The following is a 23921-nucleotide window of genomic DNA, read 5'->3' as shown; positions in this document are numbered from 1 at the left end:
GCTGTTGCGCTGTGCTGATTCGCTCAGCCAGCCTTCAACAGCCCTTTGATTTTTTTTACCCTCTCTACCCTGTGTAGTTCGGTAATGGCGCCCCCGCAAGCCTTGCATACCAGCGAACGACTTTTTCGAGCAGTCGGTCATTAAAATCGTAGTGTGGGCTGTGGCAGGGATACTGATGGACAGGCTCGCCATCGTCGGCCCCGATCAGGGCAAAGGCACCGGGCACCTGCTGCAGGTAATAGCTGAAATCTTCCGAGGCCATCACAGGCAGTGAAATGGCATGATCAAGCTGCTGATCCTGATCTGCCAGCCAGGCCGTACGGGCTTTTTCGGCCTGTCTGGCATGATTGATCGTGGCACTGTAACGCGGCTGGATCGCCACCTCGCAGGCCACGCCATAACTCATGGCAGTGTGATGGCTGATCTCTTCGATCAGCTGATTGATTCGGGTTTTAGTCTGGTCGTCAGGTACCCGGATACTGCCACTCAGCACCGCCTGCTGTGGGATCACCGTCAGGCCACTGGCGGCCTCTATTGAGGTCACACTGACAACGGCGGCATGCTGAGGCGGTAAGCGGCGACTGATAATCTGCTGCAAATTGAGGGTAATTGCCGACGCCGCCAGCACAGGATCGGCGCAGAGTTCCGGCTGGCTGGCATGGCCGCCGCGCCCTTTTACTGTAATGGAAAAAGTAGCATTACCGCACATCACCAGCTGATCCGGGCAAATCATCTTACCGAACGGGATCGCCGGCCAATTGTGCCAGCCGTAAATTTCATCCACCCCTTCCAGCGCCCCGTCTGCAATCATTTCCCGAGCACCGTGCCCGCCTTCTTCCGCAGGCTGAAACAGAAAAGTAACGGGGCCAGGCAACGTCTCTTCATGCTGTTTCAGCCAGGCGACTGTTGCCATCAGGGCCGCCGTATGGCCATCGTGACCACAGGCATGCATACAGCCCTGCTGCTGTGATGACCAGGTGCGGCCGCTGTCTTCATCAATCGGTAAAGCATCGATATCGCCCCGCAGGGCAATGTGGCGACCGCCAGGATTGCCAGACGCAATATGCGCCAGCGTGCCCGTTTGTGCGCAAGGTCGCCAGTCGATACCCATTGCGGTCAGACGATCACGAATGGCAGCGGCCGTATGATGTTCCTGCCATCCCAGCTCAGGATGGCGGTGTAAATCCTGCCGAAAGGTTTTTGCCATCGACAGATTCTTTTGCCAGAAGTCGGACATAAAGATTCCTGCTTGAATACTGAAAAGACCAAAACAAATTTTATTTATTATTTCGGCACTTACCAGCAAGCCTAGTCAGGATGGCCCGGTTTCTCAATGTTGATGATTCTGGACTACACACAGGCTTCACACGGTTATTCCCTGTACAGACGGCCTGATTTTCACCGCACAGAGTTGTAAGCCTATTCACAATCTGTCATTCAATACGGTACAGGAAACGATTTTTGATATCGTGTTTATCGCCAGTCTGGGACACTATGCGCCATAGCAAGATTTCACTGAACAGTGATCGACCAAAGAGCGGGAGAACAGGAATGACTCAGGAGTTGTATATCGGCGTCATGTCAGGCACCAGCATGGACGGCGTAGACACGGCATTAGTGTCTATAGACGGCGACCGCATTCAATTGCTGGCCCATGATGATTATCCCATGCCTGATCCGCTCAAACAGCGTTTGCTCAGTGTCTGCATCGGGCAGCAGACCACCCTGGTTGAAATCGGCGAGCTGGACCACCTGCTGGGCCATTTATTTGCCGATGCCGTCAATGCCCTGCTGAAAAAGTCCGGTTACCGGGCCGATCAGATCCGCGCTATCGGCAATCATGGCCAGACTGTGTACCACCAGCCCTTAGGCGATGCACCGTTCACGCTGCAAATTGGCGATGCCAATATCATCGCCGCGAAAACCGGTATTGATACCGTTGCGGATTTTCGCCGCAAAGACATGGCACTGGGCGGACAGGGCGCGCCGCTGGTCCCGGCTTTCCACAAGACCATTTTCCACTCGACCGATTCCAGCGTGATCGTGCTGAACATAGGTGGGATTGCCAATATTTCCGTGATTCGCCCCAACGAAAATGTCCTTGGTTTCGACACCGGTCCGGGAAATATGCTGATGGATGCCTGGTGCGAACGGCACACAGGTCAGAAGTTTGACCGCAACGGCAACCTGGCCAGACAGGGCAAGGTGGACGAGGCTTTACTGAACCGCTTGCTCAGCGAGCCGTATTTTGCGCAGCCTGCCCCCAAAAGTACCGGCCGGGAGCTGTTCAATCTGCCCTGGCTGGACGCCAACCTGATCAGTAGCAATGTCAGTGCGCCAGATGTGCAACGCACCCTGTGTGAATTCACCGCAGTGACCATTGCCCGCGAGGTCGGGCGCTTTAAAACCGGCCCAGCTCCCCAGCTACTGGTGTGCGGCGGCGGTACGCGAAACCCTGTGCTGATGGAGCGCCTGACAGATCTGCTAAACGATTGGCAGGTCGCACCAACCAGCGATTTTGGCGTCGACAGCGATTACATGGAAGCCATGGCCTTCGCCTGGCTGGCGCAGCGCCGCATTCATGGCCTGCCGAGCAATTTACCTGAAGTGACAGGCGCCAGCCGGCCGGCATCACTGGGTGTGCTCTATTTCGCTTAATATGTTGTTGACTTTGAGTATTTTTAAAAGGGGGCTGCGCGCTATGGCAGCCCCCTTTGATTCAGCCAAAAAGAAAATACAGCAGATTCAGAACCGCCAGCGCAATAATCGGCCAAAGCGTCAGTTGCATACCCAATATCCGCCCTTTCAGGCTGTCGGCTAAGATGCCACGGCCATGAATCACCCGGCCTGCGGTGAAAATCAGCCCAATCACAGCAATCAGCCAGTTCGCACCGCCGTTATCTTCGAGCAGAAACAGCAAGATCAAGGTGATTGGGATGTAATTTGCCGCGTTAGATTGAGCAGAACAGGCCAGTTGCAGATCTTTTGCTTCGGCTCCCCCGTCGCCGTAACCAATCTGATGCCGCCTGCGTGCCTTAATCACCTGCATGGATAACCAGCACAGCCACAATGCCAGCACGGCTGCAAAAAAACTTGTTGTCATACCCTGAACGCTCCCGGTTAATTACCAAAACTTTCATAATCTTACACCATGATTACCGTTTTGCATCCTCGCGAAACCTGCACATTCTTATTCTCGCGACACCCATTTTCTCCGGCGCTGATGAAGGTCAAGCTAGACAACACTAAGCTAACAGTCAGAAAGCAAGAAAAAGTGATTCTGTGCTGATACAGAGTCGCGACACCTTATTTTTTAACCGCGGAGCGCGGTGCGATTGACTTGGGGGCTGAACATGATGAACAAATCATGGGAGTGCGCGTGTGGGCTGATTGGTATCAGCCTGCTGGCTGGCTGTGGTGGTGATTCCAAACAGCCTGTCGCGCCGGTAAAAACCATACCTTCCTACACCATCACCGCCATTGACGGGTATCTGCAAAGTGCCCAGGCCTGGGTGGACGTGGGGCAGAATTTCCGCTTTGAATCCGGCGATCGCCAGGGGACAACCAACGCGTCGGGTCAGGCATCAATCGCTCTGAACGGGCTGGAAAACCCATCGCAATACGCTTCTTTCGTCCTGGCGATTGCCGGACAGACAGTGGATCTGGACAATCCGGGGACACCGGTCAGTCACAGCTTTTTAATGTCGGCCCCGATCGGCTATACCACTGTCACCCCGCTCACCAGTATTGTGCATCTTTATATGTATGAAGGGCTGGGCGAGTCGACGGCGATTTCTGCCACCGCCCAGTCGCTGGGTATCGGAGCCAGTCAGGTGATGGGCGATTACATTGCCAATGGCCTGGACGATATTGCGGTCAAAGCGCGGGCCATTGTTCAGCTGGGCATCTTGCTCAAACAGGAAGTGAGCAGTGAAGACGAGCTCGCCGTCCCGCTGGCTGAGTTCCGCCGCTTGCGTGATGTCTTGAAGCAGCTGGATACCCATCATCACCTGGTGTTTGATGTCCATAACCGCGTCGTGCTCGACGGCAACAATCTCCCCATAGTGGTGGATGATGCAGCCTTAAAAACCGACAGTGACGGCGACGGTGTCATCGATGCCGCGGATCCTTTCCCGAACGATCCCAATGAAAGCGGCGATTTCGATTATGACGGTCTTGGCGATAACCTTGATCCTGATGACGATAATGACGGCCTGACCGATGTGCAGGAAGAGATGCTGAAAACGGATCCGTTCAATCCCGATACCGACGGTGATGGAGTGAACGACAGCGAAGATGCTTTCCCGACAGATAAAAACGAAACCGTCGATACCGACGGCGATGGTATCGGTGACAATGCCGATCCTGACAATGATAACGATGGCGTCAGCGATGAGTACGATGAAGATCCGCAGGATCCCACCAAGCTCAGTTGCCAGTTTGATGCCATTATTTCCAACTCGTTCGAGCTGGACGCCAGCAAAATGCACAACATCATTCTGCAATGTGGCGGCTACCTGCCGCTGGGCAGTAACGACGTTAAAGCACTGTCCGCACTGCGCCGCAACCGTGTGATGGAAGCCGATACAAGCTATGGCAGCCAGTCAGAGTCTGGTTCCACTGAAGCCTATGAATTTGAAGACAATGGCACAGCCGTGCGTTATCTGAACGGCGTCGCGGCCGGAAACTACACCTGGAGTATTACCGGCAGCAACGAGAAAGACGGGTTCGCCTCCGGCATGATCAAGCTGTTCAACAGCAATGGCGATGCCGAAGTCTGGGCGATGCTCAACAAAACCAGCGAGCAGAACCTGTTTATCGTCTTCTCACAATACGCCAGCAACGGTGACAACATCATAGATACACAAGCCCTGTGGCAGATGCGCAGCCTGGATTACCGTCAGTCCGGCGATACTGTCCCTGCCAGCAGCGCAACCCTGTCGCCCTGTACGACAGGTGATTCCGTGATGAGCGACGATAACGCACCCACAGTGGCAGCTACCAAAGCCCAGTTTGATACTGCCGTCGAGACGTGCAAACAAAGTACCTCAGGTGGTGAGCTCACCCCGACGGTTGATCATCTGGCCAGCCAGTCCTTCCTGTGGGGCAAACCGGGTGATGATCTGGGCAGCCGCTACACCTTCCTGACCAACAGTGACGGCAATCAGGGCTTCGGCTATCGCCTGACAGGCGAAAAAGCAGAGAGCTATCAATGGGAAATCGATAACAATCTGCTGACCATTCAGGGCCGTGATATCCCCAATGCCACCAGTTGGACGCAAACCTTCTCTCTGCTGGCAGAAGCTGAGGCCAACGGTGAAACCGGCTGGAAAGTCTTTACGGTGAATGAGCAATGGGTCAAGGACAATACACCAGAGGGAATTACCGAGGAACAAGGTGCGATCGGCTCCGGTTCGCTGGTGCAAAGTGCCCTGCCCGGCCGTTTACTGACCCAGTGTGATAACTTCGACACCGGCTGGAATGACAGCACGCAAAGCCCGACCGACAGCGGCGCGACACCGGCCGACTATGCTCAGGCCATCGCAAGCTGCGGCACACCCTGGACAGCAACACCTCTGGCCTTTACCGGTAATCTGCTGAGTACCGCTTTGCTGACGCTGGATAACGGTCACAGCCTGGCGTTCAGCGGTGTGCCGGCAAGCAATGCAGACGGCCTGCTCTCCGGCAACGGTACTTATAACGTGCCGAATGCTGACCAGCCAGATCAGCCCCTGACAGAAGCATTCAGCTGGATAGTGAATGCCAAAGGACAACTGGTGATCCACTTTACCGACAGCGATAAAGTCATGACCTGGCAACTGCAGGATGGTGATGGCCTGAGCTTCTCAGCCCTGGGCTTTATGGAAAACCCGGACTGGCAGCTAAACCCGGATCATGGTGTCATTCAGCAAACCCGTTTTACTGTGTCCCGAATGATGTAAAGCGTGGCGGCAATAACAAAAACAGTCGGTAATAAGAGAAAACAGGTGGCGAAATTTGCCACCTGTTAGTTTTTTCGGCTAACAATTGATATCAATACCCTGAGGAACTGTGAAACGAATCAGCGCCAACCCGCATACAGCCTGGATTACAGACCTTAATGCATATTGGCACGACTATTGATTAGATAATCTCACTTTCCACAAACCGGATGTGATGATTCGATGAAACCGACGATGAAAAAAGTGATTCTTCCTGCTGCCCTGGCTGGTATTGCGCTGTATACCGGTATCATAAATTTCAGCTTTGCCGACGAGCAGACACGCACAGAATCTGTCCGTGCATTCAATAAGCTATCTGTCGAAAAAGGCCTGGAGGTCAGCGTGCATTGCAGCGACAAAAATTACCTTGAAGCCACAGGTAAGGCTGCTGCCTTGGAAAAGCTGACGGTGACTGAACAGCAGGGTACCCTGCAGATCAGCAATCGCTCGGGTGACGATTGGGAGAACATTGAACCGCTGACTGTGCATATTTACACTTCGCAACCCCTTCAGCGCCTTGACGCCAGATTTGGCATTGATGCTACCGTGGACGGCTGCGCTATCGCTAGCGACAGTTTCGCAGCCACCGGGGAAATGGGCAGCAAACTGGTGCTGAGCGGCAGCACAGATACGCTGACACTGGCTCTGGCCATGGGTGCCACACTCGATCACGCCGCCCAGCCCCTGCATGTTAACCAGGCCACGGTTGAACTCGGTATGGGGGCCAGCGCCAGCCTGTGTCATGCCAAATCGGTTTCAGGCAGGCAGTCTGCCGGCACCCGGTTATCCGTATCACCAGACACCCAAACAAAAGTGAACGGCAGCTACGGCACAAGCATTGTATTTGATGCATGTTAACCGGGTATCAGAAACATTCAGGGTAGATCCTGAGAGACCTGCCCTGATTTTATTGAAAAAATAAACCGCGTATCTCGAAGTACTTTTTAGCTTGCAAATACCTGGAGGAACATTCTGTAGGCCATATATAAAATGACTAACGCCGAACACCGACAGAACCAATGCAGTTTGGGGCGCAAAGCTTCTCTGAAAAACCGAAGACTCACCACCGAGCAAATAAAACCATACCAACCAGCACTGACCAGAAAAGTAACCATAGCCACCAGAAAATAAAAATGGGGTTCATGGTTTTTCTGCACAGCAAAAGAAACGGCACTGCTGATGAACAAAAATGCTTTCGGATTCGATAACTGAACCATACACCCGGACAGGAACCCACAGCTCTGATCTCCCTGATCCGACACCGCGTGCGCCTGAACAGGCTGCGCCGTTGACAACTTAAATGCCAGGTACAACAGGTAACATCCGCCAAAAATGTGAATCACATTCATGAGCGAGCTATTTTGTGACAATGCAGAAAATCCCAGTACGGAAAGCGATGCAAAAATGAGGTTGCCAGTTGCAATCCCTAAAACGCTCGCAAAGGCTTCTTTTCTTGAAAAAGTCAGCGCACTATGGGTGGTCACAAAGAACGCCGGACCCGGGCTCATCACACCAACCAACAGCAGCGTTGTAAAGGATACTAATAACGGTAACCACTCTGTCACACATGACTCCTTATATAACAGATATCCTGATGTTGTCGGGGAGTAAAACACACCCGCTCAAGTTGGTCTGTTTCGAACTTATTCCGATAACAAAAGGTTATTTTTTGTATGGACTGAGAAATATCAATAAAGCCACCAACGCCAAAGAATGTTTCTCCCAGCTTTGCAATATTGACTCGTCCCAATCGGTCAACTTCACCCAAACCAAGCACTGCGTGGTCAATTTCGCCATTCCAGATTTTCTGAAAGATCTCGTTTTGTGTGTATCTTTTTTTTCCACCACGACTCATTCCAAATCCATCACCGTCGTAGAGCACCCCGCCCGCAACACCTGATTCAATGAGTGCATCAAACTGACAGTCAGTATATTGATGAACCTGATTCACTGCCGGCACAGGTAATCCGATGCCAATAATTAGCCGTTCATGGGCCGTAATACGCTGCGCGAGCTGGTGACTAATTGAAGCTGAATCCAGACAGTGCCGATAAAGATTTTCATCATTCAGATGATATCTGCCCGGTAAATAACTCACTATATGGAAAGCATCAGGGGCAATAAAGACTTCATCAAACAAATCTCTCGAACAAACTTTCTCCGGGTCATTGACAATCCGATCCGGCACTTGAATCGCTATCTTTGTCTGATTCGATAAGGCGCATCGTATCACAGACTCTAAATCTAAATCGATAGGCTGCGTTTCAAGAACAATATCTCCACTTTGAGTGAAGCCGGCCCCCCGCATGATGACCAGATCGCTCTCAGGGAGTGTATACGTTAGAAAATTGCCTGTGTTGACCACAGGCATGAAGTTAAACGGTGCGCCGGAACTAATACAGCTTCCTTTTACAGATGGATCAATAAACGTCCCCATCCCAATGTTCGTTGAATATTGCCGATTGGGTTCACTCATTAACTTGGCAAGAACCCCCTGAGGCAAGTTATGAACCTCGCCTCTTTCAAGCGCTAAGCTACAATTAATTTGGCGCGTTGCACCAAAATACCCACCGATTACCCAGTCAACATTGTTTCCCTGAAGCAAAGTATTCAAGCCACCCTGCCAGCCAGCCCCCGGCAATGATGCGCCAATAAAACCATATTTCTCGGCGTAACGACCATTCCAGGCCGTGAAGTTGATCAGTTGAATCAAATATTCCGGAGAAATAACACTCCCGAACGATGCGATATCAATTGTCTTCACACCCTTCAGAAGATTCCTAAATCTATTTACATCCTGTATAAACACGGTTTTTTCCTTTTTCTGAGCGATATATTTCCCTGACAACGAGTTCAGCATCTCTTACTGTGAGTGATGTCGCTTCTGTAAAAAACCGACATCCGTTCACCATTGGCCCTAGAATATAAATATTTCGCTCGTCTTTCACTCGACAGTTGGCATCGACCTCAATTCCGGAAATAAAACTCTTTGGCAATTTGCTATTTGAGATGAACTCAGGGGATTCAAAGGAATTAAAGCCCATCAGTGCATATTTTCCTGCAGTCAAAATATCGAAAGGTTTCTTACACATCCGAAGTTGCCCCTGGTCTATCAGGTTCACTAACTTCGAGGCATTGACATGCGGAAACATCGCACGTGTATTAATAATATTCGCCCGATTTTCATGTAAACGCTTTTTACAGTCGATCGCAAGTTGCGCATACACATCAACATACTTAGACGTCGCATTATAAATCATCTCTTGCCAGAGTGGTGTGTGCTCAGAGACATATTGTAATTCTTCAGACAATGTCACCTGATTATTCAAAACAATCTCTCTTTCCTGCGTATTTTTGAGCGTTGATAAAAACCTGGAAAATATTTTATCAACGGTTAGGTTCCCAATATCAACACCATCAAACAGAGAAGGTCCACCTGATGTAAAATCACTTCTGATTCTGGGGAAACGACCGGTTAAAGAAAAACAATCAATGGTTAAGTCTGGCCGATACGCACTCACAAAGAGAATCATATCAATCGCACTCAACCCTGAACCGTATATTTCGATCTTTTCTCCTTTGGGTACAGCATTGATTTTATCAAACAGCACATCATTCAAGAGATCACCGCCAAACCCAATGGACACGACCGTCGCAGAAACCTGATGCTTTATCCCCTGACAAACAATATCACCATACTCATTGACTGCACTGGCTTCAGGGTAATACTCAAATGCAATCCCTCTTGATTCTAGTGTCGTGATCATTAGGTCTTTGACTTGCTTGAGATAGCGACCATAAATCGCTCTGGGAATAAAGTCTTTCTTCGTATAATCATAACCTGCATGAGATAACCACTCGTAGATATCGACCACATGATTAAACTGTTTCAGAGAGTCCAGCCGTGTATTTAAAATAAATTCTTCTGGAGACGCTTTGTAGGCATAACCTATCTGGTTGTGATCACCACTAAATACTTTCACTGTTGTGAAAATATCATGAGGTAATTCCAGTAAGTGCATCAGCACAGAGATACACCCAGCCCCACCGCCAATTATTCCTAAGTTCATTTGCTTGACCTCAAATTCCAGTTGACAGATATCGCTCAGTTTGGCTCGCAGCAATGGTTAAGATCTTTTTCCCTGCATTCTCTTTTCTGGCAGCCAGCTCTAGAGCGCAATGGATAGACGCGCCTGATGAAATACCCAGTAATAGTCCTTCCTCGCATATCACTTTTCGAGTCATCGTTATCGCATCATCACCCTCGATCACATAGACTTCATCAATAACTTCCCGATCGACCGTTTTCGCGATGATTCCCGGCCCGATCCCCAAAACACCATGATTCGAATTGACTTCTGAGAAAGATGTCCGACCACTAAGAACGGCTGCACCTTTCGGTTCAATGGCAATTACTTTTGTCTGGTGATTATGCTGCTTAAGGGTATTTCCGATGCCATTACAATGTCCGCCAGTCCCCACCCCGGCAATAAAAATGTCAGGCGTACCATCAAAGAAATCGATGATTTCCCTTGCCGTCTGAACATGTGCGAATGGGTTATTCTGATTATTTCCCTGATCAACCAGGAAATAATTTTCCTGGCTCGCGAGTTCAATGGCACGAGACACAGCGCCTTGATAGTTCAATTCAGCAGGCGTCAACTCAATTTGAGCACCCAGAAGCTCCAAAAGCTTTTTCCGCTCTTCGGTAACATATTCTGGCATGACAATAATCAGTGGCAGACCCATCGAAGCACATATCCCGGCCAAAGAGATACCCGTATTCCCCGTCGTCGCTTCAACAATCGTCGTATTGCGCTGAATTGAACCATCTGCAATCGCTGCATCAATCATCGATTTCGCCGCTCTATCTTTGATTGATCCCCAAGGATTCAGAAATTCCAATTTAATATAGATATCGGCATATAAATTTTTTGTTAAACTTTGAAGTTTAATGATAGGCGTATTACCAACTAGATGTGAGATATTCATTTCATTTCCTTATTTAGACAAAGACACCCTAAATTTATTGATAATCACGTCAAAACAATCACATGCAACATTTAATTATAATATAATCAACCAGATGTAAAATGGCCGTATTGAATTAGCGAAGAGGCATTTAACCCGACTGAAATAACACAAGTTCTCAGTAAATGATCAATCTTGAAAATTGAAATAATAAAAAACAATAAGACAGAACAAAGCTTTGTATAGATTCATAGTCATGAAAAACTTTATCCATCAACCTTTGAAACAAAAAAGACAAAATTCATACTGATGATATGAAACAAGATTCTAATAGATATTATTTTTCACATCAACATTAAAAACAACATTTCTATTTATTATCAAAACAGTCAAATAAGATAAAAGATATACCCTGCAAAAATAGAGTACCAGAATATGACTTAATTCATATCCCTGAGATGTCACTCATATAGTGCTTGAACAATATGAAAAAAAATTGACAGCATTCATAAAATAAAAACTCAATAATAGTAATTGATAAACTTGATATCTCTATGTTGAGTCGTTAATCAAAAGGGGCGTCCTAGTCTTCACTTTAGCTAAGAAAATACACCCAGCCCGTCATTGCCGCGCAGGCGGCAATCCAGATAACGAGTGCAATTTCTGAGGTGTTGCTGGTTTGTCGCGCTTAAGTTCGGGGCTTCTCTCAGCATCTTTGTATGCGCGCCAGGTACTCTTTGTTGGTGCAAAGAGTACCCAGAAAACCCCCTTTGTGTTCTTTGGTATTGGCCGGGACGGTTGTAGGCGCTCCCTGCGCCGACAACCTGAAAATTCGTCCTGAATTTTCCCCTGGGTTTGTTGATCACTTTAGCTAAGAAAATACACCCAGCCCGTCATTGCCGCGCAGGCGGCAATCCAGATAACGAGTGCAATATCTGAGGTGTTGCTGGTTTGTCACGCTTGAGTTCGGGGCTTCTCTCAGCATCTTTGTATGCGCGCCAGGTACTCTTTGTTGGTGCAAAGAGTACCCAGAAAACCCCCTTTGTGTTCTTTGGTGTTGACCGGGACGGTTGTAGGCGCTCCCGGCGCCGACAACCTGAATATTCGTCCTGAATTTTCCCCTGGAGAGTGGATTTTTGGGGACTATTAACTCGTTGTTAGATAGTTATCTTTGAGGCAAGTATTCATTGCAAGCTCTGATAGATCTGAGCTTACTTGTTCAGCTCACTTCTTGCGGCGGAAAGCTCTGCCTCTGCTTCTTGCAGCTTATTCATTCTTTTCTCAATTTTATCGGCTCTGCCAGATTCCTGGGCGTCTTTCAGTTCAAGCGTGCGTTCGGCAACTTCCTGTTCTTTTTCATTAACTTTTGCAAGTCTTTCGCGCATTAATCCTTCATCCGTACAATGATCCTGTACTTCTTTCAGCGCTTTTTCCAGACCGGTTACACGATGCGTATTGTCATGGCTTTTCGCATATTCGATTTGCTGCTGTATCTCATAAGCTTTGGCGTCGCACCCTTTGAGAGGTTCCTGAGCCAGGCTGGGAAAAGTGGCAATTGTAGCCAAAAAACTGAAACCAATGATCTTATTTAACATAAATGTCCTCCTATAGAATTTATGCATTATCCATATAAAGGTAGGGATTAAAGGCAATTATTCTGGAGGGGTGGATAATATGTTTGTGCATGAAAGTATGTCGCGCCTGAGTTTGAGGCATCTCTCAGCCTTAAGAATCGTACTCGCTGTATGGATTCCCGCCTATCGCGGGAATGACGGCTTGAAAATGTATATCGGTGGCACAACCCGAGGGAAAAAATTCAGGACGAATTTTTAGGTTGTCGGCGCCGGGAGCGCCTGCAACCAACCCGGACGGTGCAAGAGAACAAAAAGGCATTTCTGGGTACTCTTTTTGCCTCAAAAGAGTACCTGGCGCGCATGAGAAAATGCTGAATGAAGCACAGAACCCAAGCGCGACATACTCACCCAGCCTTAAGAATCGTACTCGCTGTATGGCTCCCCGCTTGTCGCGGGAATGACGGCTTGAAAATGTATATTGGTGGCACAACCCAGGGAAAAAATTCAGGACGAATTTTTAGGTTGTCGGCGCCGGGAGCGCCTGCAACCGACCCGGACAGCGCCAGAGAACAACAAGGCATTTCTGGGTACTCTGTTTGCCCCAAAAGAGTACCTGGCGCGCATGAGAAAATGCTGAGTGAAGCACAGAACGCAAGCGCGACATACTCAGCCTGCCTTAAGAATCGTACTCGCTGTATGGCTCCCCGCTTGTCGCGGGAATGACGAATTGAAAATGTATATCGGTGGCACAACCCGAGGGAAAAAATTCAGGACGAATTTTTAGGTTGTCGGCGCCGGGAGCGCCTACAACCGACCCGGACGGCGCCAGAGAACAACAAGGCATTTCTGGGTACTCTTTTTGCCCCAAAAGAGTACCTGGCGCGCATAAGAAAATGCGGAGTGACACACAGAACCCAAGCGCGACATACTCACCCAGCCTTAAGAATCGTACTCGCTGTATGGCTCCCCGCTTGTCGCGGGAATGACGGATTAAAAATGTATATTGGTGGCACAACCCGAGGGAAAAAATTCAGGACGAATTTTTAGGTTGTCGGTGCCGGGAACGCCTGCAACCGACCCGGACGGCGCCAGAGAACAAAAAGGCATTTCTGGGTACTCTTTTTGCCCCAAAAGAGTACCTGGCGCGCATAAGAAAGTGCGGAGTGGCGCTCCGGATTAAAAGCGCGACATACCATCAAACCTGTTTACCCGCCTCACACAAGCCTGACTCACCCAATCTCAAACGAGGTCACACCAAATAACCGCTCCAGCGGTAATGCCGGTTGTTCCCCGGTGTACATACGCGCGGTACCAAACGACACCGTCATGTCGTATTTTTCCGCCAGTGCGATGGCGGCCTGATTGACTTCCGGAACATCAAGAAAAAGCGGTTGTGAGGGTTCTACCGCTGATTTCAGGGCGACGAATAGACGCTCGGCCAGATCGGCATTCTCGGCATACAACGGGCCGATTTTATAGCCGTTGCGACACTGGCGGATCACGCCTATGCCTGCCAGCATGCCATTTTCCAGAATGCCTAATGCATGGCTGTCTGGCTGGGTAATCCAATGTTGCAGAAACTCGGGTCTAGAAGCAGGAAAGAAAAGCTGATCGTAAGCAGCGACGGTTTCAAACGGCAGTGCTGTCAGTGCCACAATCGCGTGATCCTCGGGTGATTGTCCGCCGCTGAGCCCTTCATAACGCAGGTTGCTGTATGCCAGTTGAAAGCCGGATTTCTTATAATTGTCCTGCTGTTCCACCACCCCATCCAGGCCGATGTTGCAATCTTCCAGGTGCGCCAGTGCCGCATTCCATATCTGTATGCCATAGCCCTGACCGCGGTATTCTGGTTTGACGATATAAAAGCCAATAAAACCGAAAGACGCATCGTAGCGAATCGCCGAAATGGTCGCTATCGGTTCATCATCCAATACACCGACCAGAAAACCGGTTTTGTCGGCGTAGTAGTAAGAGTCGGCATCATGCAGGCCGGGATTCCAGCCTTCCTGCGCAGCCCATTCGACAGCAATGCTGACTTCGTCCGGTTTCATGGTTCTGATTTCGTAGTGTTTGCTGTCCATGCGCATCCCTCTGGCAGATAGCTGATGTGATTAAAATATAGTTTGAAATCAGCGCTTACACTGTGACATAACCCGCTTGGCTCAGCCAGTCTGCGCTGTGGGAGTTATAGCACCATTCTCATAATATGCTGCGGGCCAGCGGCTCCACCGAGATAGAGCTCATGGGTATCAATAAACCCGCCCTGCTGATAACAATGTCTGGCTGCAGGGTTTTTACAGTTCACTGTCAGATAAATCTGATCAAAACCGGGATAAGCAGATAGCAGAAACGCTTTCAGGGCCAGAACCGCACGCTTGGCGTAACCTTTGCCCTGATGGTGATGATCGATAAAGAAAGCACGTAAACCGAGCGCCTCTGGATGGGCGAAGTCGTATCTGTGCCCGTACTGCGTATCGATCAGAAAAAAGCCGACAACCGTGTTGCCATCCAGAATCACGTGCGGGTGGAGCTTATCATTGATGTTAACCAGCAGCTCTTCCATTGTACCAACGAATTTCACCTGCTCTGTTGCTACCGACAACTCAGCCACCTGCGGTAAATGCGCAGGGGTCATCCCTTGGATATCAATCTCTTTCATGGCGCACGACTCAATCAAAAACAATTAGTTATATACGTGATAGTAAGGTGTGTAGCTCGCATTTTCCGAACATCAAATCCCGAGAGGTTGAGCCAGATCCCTTTTTTCAGTCTGCCAGGCATTATAGTGGAGTAAGGTCGAATGCAACGGAGTGACAGTGTCACTAGAAAAGTCACTCAATATCGTGGCATCGATCGTTTTCAGTATGAGTAGTCTTTTTACAAGGAGTGATTTATGGCTAAACGAGTCTCGAACAAGCGCATCAAAGAAATCCTGAAAACAGCCACTGAGAAGAAAAATTAAGCGGCTAATCTTTTAGCGCGATAAAAACCACAACCCCGCCAGATGCGGGGTTGTGTCGTTATGGCCGAGTGAAAACGGGTTACGGCACACCATGACCTTTCGACGCCACCCACACACGGAACCATTGTTCGCGGCTCAGTTCAAATGCCAGCGCGGCGATAGCATCTTCAACCCGCTCAATTTTACCGGAACCGATAATCGGCAACGGCTTAGACGGCAAACGGCGTACCCAGGCGTAGATCACCTGATCAATGGAGCTGGCGCCGATTTCCTGGTGGATCGCTTCCAGTTCGCTGCGAACACGGATCACCTGTTCTGACTGCCCATTAAAGATCTCACCGCCGGCCATGCAGGACCATGCCATCGGCCTGGTGCGTTTCATCTGCAGTTGATCCAGCGTGCCGTCATGGCAAACCTCGAAGTTGAGCGGATTGATTTCCACCTGATTGGTCACCAAAGGCGCATCCAGACGTGACTGCAGGAGATCAAACTGTGCAGGAGAAAAATTCGACACTCCAAAGTGGGCCACTTTGCCCTGCTGTTTCAGCGCCGCAAAAGCTTCTGCGACTTCGTCGGCATCCATCAGCACATCCGGGCGGTGAATCAAGAGGACATCTAACTGTTCAACGCCCAGACGTTGCAGTGAATTGTTCACCGACTCAGTAATATGCGCTTTACCTGTGTTGTAATGGTTGATTCTCTGCTCGGGATACTGGCTGCCGCACAGCTTGATATCGCATTTAGAGACGATCTGAATCTGCCCGCGCACACTGGGATCCAGCGCCAGCGCTTCACCAAACAATTGCTCACAAGTGTAACCGCCATAAATGTCGGCGTGGTCAACGGTAGTAATGCCCAATTCAATATGCTGTTTCAGGAAGGTCAGACGTTCCTGCGGGGTCATGCCCCACTCCGCCAGACGCCAGTAGCCCTGAACCAATTCAGAAAGCTGCGGCCCTTTTGGCGTCAGTTCGACGTTTGCCACCATGGTCCATACTCCTTTATTCATTACCCGAAATAATTCGCTGAACGTATCCTAGGCTGGATCGCCCCCTCGGGCAATGATATAACCCACAAGTTTCGAACCAGAGTACGAGTCTATGTCATTTGCTCAACGCTTGCGCAGCCTGATTGGCGAAGAAAGTACCAGTGGTTTTGCCCGCCGGGTTGAGCTGAATGAAGCCTTGATCCGCAAATACCTCAACGGCAGCGAACCCAGCCTGCAAAAAGCCAATCAAATTGCGGTGAAAGCCAATTGCTCACTGGAGTGGTTAGCCACCGGTTGCGGCTATCTGTACCGTCAGGCTGAAGTGGTCGACAAAGAAGCGCTGGCCCTCGCCTGGGAACATGTCACAGGCCAGCCTTTTGACGGTGTTCGCGCAGAAGAGTTAATCAAAGTGCTGGCGGGTTATCAGTTTCTGCGCAGCCACAAGAAGACAGACGGCTTTCTTGATGTTCAGGCCATGGCGACCTTTCTCTCTGTCGCCCGCCAGCGCGAACCTGTGTAGCCGAAAAAATGCCATCCGGCTGGATGGCATTCTCTGTTTCCGATAACAGGTTTCCTGTCACACGGTTTTATTTGCGCATCGCATTGAGCTTATTTTGCGCAATGCCCAGTACAGATTCCGGCGGGTAATTATCGTCCTGCCAGTCACCGGCATCTTTGCCGGTGAGCAAGCTGATCGCCTCACTGACATGGGAAATCGCCCAGATGTGGAAATCGCCTTTTTCAACAGCGGTGAGAATGTCTTTGCGTAACATCAGGTTATGGGCATTCGACTGCGGGATAATCACCCCCTGGTTGTTATGCCGCCCCTTGATGGTACAGACATCAAAGTAGCCTTCAATTTTTTCATTCACACCGCCAATCGGTTGCGCCTGACCAAACTGATTCATCGAGCCGGTAATCGCAATCGACTGGTTGATCGGGCAGCCGGAAAACGCAGAGATAATGGCACACAGCTCGGCCATCGAGGCACTGTCGCCATCCACGCCACCGTAAGATTGCTCAAACGTCAGATGTGTGGTCAGCGGAATGCGTGCGCTCTTGCCAAACAGCGACGACAGGTAAGCGGTCAGTATCATCACGCCTTTTGAGTGAATACGCCCGCCCAGCTTCACGCTGCGCTCGATATCCATCACCTCGCCCTCCCCCCAAGAGGTGGTGGCCGTGATCCGGTTCGGTAAGCCGAAACGGTGATCCGAGGTCGATACTACGGACAGACCATTGATCTGACCGATAACATCACCCTGAGTATCAATCAGGGTTGTACCGTTCCTGAAGGTATGCAGCATCTGATCCTGCAGGCGGCTGACCCGTTTTTCCTGTCGCAGCAAGGCCTGTTCGACATGGGCGACACGGATCATATTGGCATTGGCGGCTCTGGCGGTGTAATTGGTCTCACGCAGCAGATTGGCGATATCCGCCGAGTGCAGCGACAGTTTGTTCTGATCCTCGGCCTGACGGGAGCTGTATTCTATGATGCGGGCAATGGCTTTACGGTCGCAATGCAGCATGCCGTTATCGTGCACGATGCTGGAAATAAAACGCGCATACTGCAGCTCAGACTCATCCGTGCGTTCCATTTCATCTTCAAAATCCGCAGTCACACGGAACAACTCACTGAAGTCGGGATCATAATGAACCAGTAACTGATAAGTCTGATAATCACCGAACAGGATGATTTTGACATCCAGCGGAATGGGTTCAGGCTCCAGCGAAATCGTCCCCGACAGCGTGACTTCCCGCTCCAGCGAACTCAGGTTCAGCTTGCGTGAGCGCAATGCCCGTTTCAGGCCGTCCCACACATAGGGCCGCTCCAGCACCTTCACCGCATCCATCAGCAACACGCCGCCATTGGCACGGTGCAGACTGCCGGAGCGAATCAGCGAGAAATCGGTAAACACAGTGCCTTTGTAGGTCGCGTTCTCTATGTAGCCAAAGATGGCGTGATAGTTAGGGCTTTCTTCCACCACAATCGGAAAGCGTTCAGTCTCCTGGCTGACCAGCACATTAACCTGATAACGACGCGGCATTTTCTTATCCAGCGCGGCATAAGACAGCGCGACCTGATCTTCACTTTCTTCTAAAAAGATATCGAGGTTTTCCAGAATGTCTTTCTGCATCGCCGTGAGATAGTCTTTTATCTCAGTATGACCGCGGTACTGCTTTTTAAGCGGTTTAACAAAATGCGAGACGACTTCCAGCGCCACTTCTTCATTGAGCTTCTGGATTTTATCGGAAAACTCTTCTTCCCAGTCAGTAAGCTGGCGCGCAATGCCGCGCAGTTTCACTTCCAGCGCTGTGATAATCGTTTCGAATTTTTCCTGCTCTTCTTCAGGCAGCGCGACAAAACTTTCTTCGGTGTGCGGCTCTTCACCATTCATCGCAATCAGCTGATAATCGCCCTGAGTCGTCAGGGTCAGACTCACCTTTTGCTCTTTCGCTTGTTCGGTTAAATTGCCCAGGGCGGTTTGCTGTTTCTCCGCCAACTGATTTTTCAGCTGTTCCGAGCGCGAATAATACATTTCGTTATCGAACGCCAGCGGCAAGGCTTTCACCAGACGAAGCATCAGCTTTTCAATGTCTTTTTTGAACGGCATCCCCGTGCCGGGCTTTAGTTTCAGCAGTTTAGGGGTACGTGTTTCTTCAAAGTTGGCGACATAACACCAGTCATACAGTGGCGTAGCATCCCCGTTCGGATCATGGCGGTTCAGATAACGCAGTACCATAGTCCGTTTACCCAGCCCGTTCCGGCCGATGGCATATATGTTGTATCCTTTCTCTTTAATCGACATCGCGAACTCAACCGCCTGCTGAGCGCGCTCCTGCCCCACAATTTCGTTCAGGGGTGCTAAATGTTTGGTTGATGAAAACTCGGCATCCAGCCCGTTTAAGGTGCAGGTGCGGTACAGGGTATCTGCTTGTAATGATTTCATTGTCATACCCTTCCCCTTATCTCTCCACTGATAGTCATTTCAGTGTAGCCAGCAATTAGTTACTTTTTAGTGACTTAGCTTGGTTTTAAGGAGTTAATCGTTTGATTGGTGGTTTTTTGTGCGATGGGAGGGGGTGGGATGTCTAAAATGTCCATCCTACCTTTAGGTGAATTTGTATGTCGCGCTTTCACTTTTGTGCCTGCCTCAGCATTTTCTGATGCGCGCCAGGTACTCTTTTATGGCAAAAAGAGTACCCAGAAATGCCTTTGGGTTCTTTGTCGCTGCCCGGGCCGGTTGTAGGCGCTCCCAGCGCCGACAACCTAAAAATTCGTCCTGAATTTTTCCCTAAAGCTGAGGAAATAGTTTGGATCGTAACTCGTTATTGCCCCAAAACTAAGTTAGACAAGTGTCATTTTGACTCTATCAATAAAAAAATCTAACTTTAAAGGCGTACATTACGGTTATAGTACACGTATCATAGATTATGTGTGAAACTGGTATTGTATTTTTGTCATTGACAAGAGACAATCCTTTCAAATAGAGCTCACTAAAGCTTAAAATCTTATAAAATTTTTCTTAAAGTAAGGGATTTACATGGAGAAAAATGCACCAGAAAGTACCATCAAGTACTATCAAATTTTTGAAATAGCGTCCGAATCTAACTCGGTTCGCAAGATAGACTTAAACGACGCAAACGCAAACGATGTATTAGTTTTTGTTAAAAAACTTGCTAATGACGCTAAATATGGATCATCTCGAAGACAAGGTTCTTTTTCAGATACCTCTTCTGTTAAAAAGGAATTAATCGCTTCTCTAACTGATGATGAAAATCAAGGAAGTATTCTTAAAATAGCAGAACAACTTTTATCCTGTGAAGTTGAATACAACTCGAAGCACGGAAACTTTAACGAAATCAGAAAAGGTTCATTATTGGTTTCTAATTTCGAAAGCGAAGGAGAAAACTCTATTTTGATATCAAAAATTGACGTAGAGAACTTCTTCGAAACTGAGCATCTAAAGCTGTTAAAAGGTCTACCACAAGACAAAGGCGTGTATAAAACTTGTTTAGTTAATGTGGAAAATAACGCACTTAATGAAGAAATTTATTTATCGGATACAAACTCATCAATATCCAAATTTTGGTGGAGCACGTTCTTAGAGTGTGAGTTCATTCGAGACTCGCAAAAAAACACCGATTTAGCGTTTAGCCAATTAAGTTCCACTCTAAGTCAAGTCAACAAAGTATCTCCGGTTGATCACGCTTTCCTAAAAGGTAATCTTACATCATATTTCACAACGGCAACTCACTTTGACCCTGACGACATGGTTGAGCGAGTTGTGGGGAATTATGAACCTGAAAGTAAAGAAGTTAGCACTGACAAAATAAAAAAAGATTTAAAAAAGGCGTGTAATAGCGGGAAGTTTGACACTTCATTTGAAATAGATATAAGTCCTATCAAATCCAAATTGAAACGCACCATTAAAATTGATGATGATATTGAGCTAAAAATTAAAAGTGGTGACATATCAAAAATATATCAATTTGAATATAAAAAAAGTAACTTCATAGCTATTAAGGCTAAATCAGGATACGGGAATTTTAGAAAACTGGACGTTTCAGATGATTAATTTAAGTGAAACTCTGACTGATTCATTTTTAAAAATAAGTTTTAATAAAGATTTTAACAAAGAGACAATTGTCAGTGAGTTAGAGTCATATATAAAGTACGTCTCGGAGTTATCTGCCGATAGAGTATCGTTATATGAAAATGGTGAGTGGGCTCAAGATTTTGAATTAAATATCGAGTCTGCTTTAGATTATATAACTGCTCAATTATTGGACTCATCAACCGTAGATACAGAGTATAGCTTAAGAATTGAGATTGATAAGCCTAGTTCAGGTTCACTGTACTTCTACTCTTACGCCAATTTTAAAGATGCTTTAAGCAAAAACCTAAAAACAGCTCTAAATGAAGTAGACAAGATAGCTGGCTCCTATGACTATCTATCGTTATTTATTCATAAAAAAAAGTTACCGCTTATATTTCCCGCGCAAAGCAAATACAATTCCGAAAATATTTTTCATCGTTATAACTTTGATATCAAGCATCAAGTTACGCCTGAGCATTTGTTTATATGGGGAAAGTCAATTAGATCAATTGAACCCAACAATATATTTAATAAACTATCGACTTACATGTCACTTGTTATTTTTAGCAACAAGGTAAAAAGAGAAGATAACCTTTACCTCTTCTTCTTTAACGGTGTGAATTCAATAGCTTTAAAAGTTAATTTCGATATTGATGGAGAAACTATATCTCAAGAAGTTCATGACCTATTTCATTGGGTTTTTGAGGATACTGGAGCAGTCGCAAAAATATCTATCATACGTAATATATTTACAACAAATGGCTTTACTGAATTAGAACAAGCTTTCTCACAAGAAACTATATATGCTATTGAATCCAACCACCAACTGTATCAAGAAGACAATGTAAAACAATACTTTGAAATAAAAAACAAAGTAGTCGATTTTATTTTTAGCTTGAGCAATAAAATGTCTGAATCATACGACTCTTATTACAACTCAAACAAAGTTAACTTAGTTGCTATATTGTCTTATATAGTGACTTTGATAGTCATTAGAGGAATGTCTAAGAATAATTTTGACTCAACAATAGACTTGTTCTGCTACATTTCGTTAGCGTTTTTTATTGTGGCATTAATCTATACAAAGTTAGTGGAAGGTGAACTAACCAAAAAAGTCTCTTTTTATCAAAAGCAAAAAGATGAACTTTATAGTAGATATAAAAATATGCTTTGCCAAGTGGAGCTTGACAATTTATTCAATAGCCCCAGCTACGAAGACGCCAAATGTAAAAGTGAAGAAGCCAAGTTCCACTACATTGTATACGGAATTTTATTTATATTTATATTTATAGACATAGTTATTATTGGTGTAAGGCAATCAATACCAAGTTAAATTAATGACATATTTCTATCTTGTAAGCTCTCCCTTAACCAATTAACCAATTAACCAATTAACCAATTAACCAATTAACCAATTAACCAATTAACCAATTAACCAAACTCATTTTGTCCACTTCCCCTATCCTGAGACAGTCTAAACTGGAGATTTCTGCCACATAACAGCATCAGATCATCATGAAGAGTGATTTTTAACCGCCTGCCACAGGTGTGAAATGCATGAGGTGTCTAATAATTACTCAACCAGCCCGAGAGAACTTACGTGTGTTCAAAAAGTGAACATACGTGTCTCACTCTGGGATGTGCGATTACAAAGAAGAACGCACACACGTGAGCTTAGGCAATATTCCTCCGGCTAAATACCGGAGTCAACTGGAAACCTCTAGTTTTGAATTGTCTCGCTAAAGGGGAAATGGACAATGATTCACACGAAAATAATTAACAATTTTTACATTGAGCTACTAGAGTAGTTGATATTGAATATTCATCGCATCTTATGAAGATACTAAAAACTGCAATGAAAAATAAAACCCAAGGTATTAAATAATCTGCAGAGTCCTCATTAAACAATAACCACAATGTAATCATATGAAGATTCAAAGTGGTTCGTAGTAAGTAGTTGAACTTGAATATATAACTACCAGTTTTTACGTTACTTGGCCTGCCCTCTAAATTGCTTGGCACAGATGCTATATATCTGTAGCCAAACTTAATCGGTGTATTTGAATTAGATAATGAAGGAAGTGAAATCCTACATTGTTCTGGTTTTAACTTATCAAAAAAATCATTAGCATTAAGTTTTTGGAAATCTTCGAATTTACCATTATTAGCAAAGTCTTTTTCTGCTGACTCAGTCAGTTTTTTGCACCAGAATTTGTGCTTCCGATTAAGCATTTCATAGCGTAAAAAACTTGTATATGAGCTAGATACCTTTTTCCTAGAATGAATAAAGAATCTCCAAGCAAAATATAATAATAGTCCATTAGCTATATATGGGAGCCAACGAGGGTCATCAATATTGAAACGCACTGTCCCCAAGGAAAGCACGTTGTCTTGAGGATGTAATCCAAGCAACCAGTAAATTATAAAAAAGAGTGAAATTACCTTTAAGTTTCTTGAATATACATTCGTTTCCGTTGGCATAAATACCACCTCCTAAATGTCATGTTGATCGAATTGAGAGTTAATAGGCTCATAGTACGCTCCCTTTGAACTATCGTCTCTAATGTACCAGATCGTATATGAGCCACCTCACATTGTATTTCTTCGTCCATATCAAATATTGTTTCGCCGCTCGTCTCAATTAATACTGTATTTATATGCAGTATTTTAGCGATTTGCCATGTCTATCCGAAACCTCAAAGACGGCTCCAATAATCCGTGGATTTGTGAGTGCTACACGAACAGACTCAAAGGAAAGCGGGTTCATAAACGCTTCAGTATCAAAGGCGAAGCCATTGCCTTTGAACGCTACATCATGCGGAAAGTGGACGATAAGCACTTGCT

At 47.1% G+C, this 23921-nt stretch carries 18 protein-coding genes and 1 pseudogene; 7 read left to right on the top strand and 12 right to left on the bottom strand.

What is annotated here, in order from left to right; translation table 11 throughout:
• Positions 1-64: 64 nt before the first annotated feature.
• Complete coding sequence (gene doeB2, locus KCG43_RS19300; protein ID WP_218386961.1) at positions 65-1237, bottom strand: N(2)-acetyl-L-2,4-diaminobutanoate deacetylase DoeB2; 1173 nt, start codon at positions 1235-1237, stop codon at positions 65-67.
• 314 nt (positions 1238-1551) lie between these two features.
• On the opposite strand from doeB2, the gene KCG43_RS19295 reads away from it, so the two are divergent.
• Complete coding sequence (locus KCG43_RS19295; RefSeq protein WP_218386960.1) at positions 1552-2658, top strand: anhydro-N-acetylmuramic acid kinase; 1107 nt, start codon at positions 1552-1554, stop codon at positions 2656-2658.
• Between the two features lie 61 nt (positions 2659-2719).
• Here KCG43_RS19295 and KCG43_RS19290 read toward each other — a convergent pair whose 3' ends face one another.
• Positions 2720-3103: an MAPEG family protein gene (locus tag KCG43_RS19290; RefSeq protein ID WP_218386957.1), complete on the bottom strand. Its 384-nt coding sequence runs from the start codon at positions 3101-3103 to the stop codon at positions 2720-2722.
• 250 nt (positions 3104-3353) lie between these two features.
• Between KCG43_RS19290 and KCG43_RS19285 the strand changes: the two genes are divergently transcribed.
• Entirely contained in the window at positions 3354-5942 is a 2589-nt protein-coding gene (locus KCG43_RS19285) for a hypothetical protein (protein ID WP_218386955.1), read from the top strand.
• Between the two features lie 234 nt (positions 5943-6176).
• Positions 6177-6839: a GIN domain-containing protein gene (locus KCG43_RS19280; protein WP_192014336.1), complete on the top strand. Its 663-nt coding sequence runs from the start codon at positions 6177-6179 to the stop codon at positions 6837-6839.
• An 86-nt stretch (positions 6840-6925) separates the two neighbouring features.
• Here KCG43_RS19280 and KCG43_RS19275 read toward each other — a convergent pair whose 3' ends face one another.
• From KCG43_RS19275 to KCG43_RS19240, 8 genes are all read right to left on the bottom strand, one after another.
• Positions 6926-7546, bottom strand: coding sequence for a LysE family translocator (locus tag KCG43_RS19275; RefSeq protein ID WP_218386952.1), 621 nt, complete (start codon positions 7544-7546; stop codon positions 6926-6928).
• Positions 7543-8790, bottom strand: a complete 1248-nt coding sequence (locus KCG43_RS19270) for a propionate CoA-transferase (protein WP_218386949.1) — start codon at positions 8788-8790, stop codon at positions 7543-7545. Before KCG43_RS19270 ends, KCG43_RS19275 begins: the two co-directional genes overlap by 4 nt.
• Positions 8768-10051 (bottom strand): FAD/NAD(P)-binding protein, encoded by a 1284-nt coding sequence (locus KCG43_RS19265; protein ID WP_218386947.1) that lies wholly within the window; start codon positions 10049-10051, stop codon positions 8768-8770. The genes KCG43_RS19270 and KCG43_RS19265 overlap by 23 nt, the downstream gene beginning before the upstream one ends.
• Positions 10052-10061: 10 nt before the next feature.
• The gene (locus KCG43_RS19260) at positions 10062-10973 is read right to left on the bottom strand and encodes a PLP-dependent cysteine synthase family protein (RefSeq protein WP_192014344.1); all 912 of its coding nucleotides are present in this window, start codon (positions 10971-10973) and stop codon (positions 10062-10064) included.
• A 1190-nt stretch (positions 10974-12163) separates the two neighbouring features.
• Positions 12164-12574 (bottom strand): DUF1090 domain-containing protein, encoded by a 411-nt coding sequence (locus KCG43_RS19255; protein ID WP_255558103.1) that lies wholly within the window; start codon positions 12572-12574, stop codon positions 12164-12166.
• Between the two features lie 1181 nt (positions 12575-13755).
• Entirely contained in the window at positions 13756-14607 is an 852-nt protein-coding gene (locus tag KCG43_RS19250; protein WP_255558102.1) for a GNAT family N-acetyltransferase, read from the bottom strand.
• 104 nt (positions 14608-14711) lie between these two features.
• Positions 14712-15185 carry a GNAT family N-acetyltransferase gene (locus KCG43_RS19245; protein WP_218386942.1) on the bottom strand — a complete coding sequence of 158 codons (474 nt, stop codon included), beginning with the start codon at positions 15183-15185 and terminating at the stop codon, positions 14712-14714.
• A gap of 382 nt (positions 15186-15567) precedes the next feature.
• The gene (locus KCG43_RS19240; RefSeq protein ID WP_218386940.1) at positions 15568-16476 is read right to left on the bottom strand and encodes an aldo/keto reductase family oxidoreductase; all 909 of its coding nucleotides are present in this window, start codon (positions 16474-16476) and stop codon (positions 15568-15570) included.
• 112 nt (positions 16477-16588) lie between these two features.
• Between KCG43_RS19240 and KCG43_RS19235 the strand changes: the two genes are divergently transcribed.
• The gene (locus KCG43_RS19235; RefSeq protein WP_218386938.1) at positions 16589-16996 is read left to right on the top strand and encodes an XRE family transcriptional regulator; all 408 of its coding nucleotides are present in this window, start codon (positions 16589-16591) and stop codon (positions 16994-16996) included.
• A gap of 67 nt (positions 16997-17063) precedes the next feature.
• Here the strand turns inward: KCG43_RS19235 and KCG43_RS19230 are convergent, their stop codons facing one another.
• Entirely contained in the window at positions 17064-19433 is a 2370-nt protein-coding gene (locus KCG43_RS19230; RefSeq protein ID WP_218386936.1) for a Lon protease family protein, read from the bottom strand.
• Between the two features lie 588 nt (positions 19434-20021).
• Here KCG43_RS19230 and KCG43_RS19225 point away from each other — a divergent pair.
• Together KCG43_RS19225 and KCG43_RS19220 are read left to right on the top strand one after the other, a co-directional pair.
• Entirely contained in the window at positions 20022-21056 is a 1035-nt protein-coding gene (locus KCG43_RS19225; protein ID WP_218386934.1) for a hypothetical protein, read from the top strand.
• On the top strand, positions 21049-22410 hold the full coding sequence (locus KCG43_RS19220) for a hypothetical protein (protein WP_218386932.1): 1362 nt from the start codon (positions 21049-21051) through the stop codon (positions 22408-22410). The genes KCG43_RS19225 and KCG43_RS19220 overlap by 8 nt, the downstream gene beginning before the upstream one ends.
• Positions 22411-22853: 443 nt before the next feature.
• Here KCG43_RS19220 and KCG43_RS19215 read toward each other — a convergent pair whose 3' ends face one another.
• The gene (locus KCG43_RS19215) at positions 22854-23558 is read right to left on the bottom strand and encodes a hypothetical protein (RefSeq protein ID WP_218386930.1); all 705 of its coding nucleotides are present in this window, start codon (positions 23556-23558) and stop codon (positions 22854-22856) included.
• A 199-nt stretch (positions 23559-23757) separates the two neighbouring features.
• Between KCG43_RS19215 and KCG43_RS21475 the strand changes: the two are divergent.
• A pseudogene (locus KCG43_RS21475) lies at positions 23758-23921 on the top strand (site-specific integrase); the annotation flags it as partial.

This window comes from Photobacterium sp. WH24, assembly GCF_019204055.1.
In the GTDB taxonomy this organism is placed as follows: domain Bacteria; phylum Pseudomonadota; class Gammaproteobacteria; order Enterobacterales; family Vibrionaceae; genus Photobacterium; species Photobacterium arenosum.
Note: the sequence above shows the minus strand (reverse complement) of the source record. Positions and strands in the feature narration are given on the sequence as shown.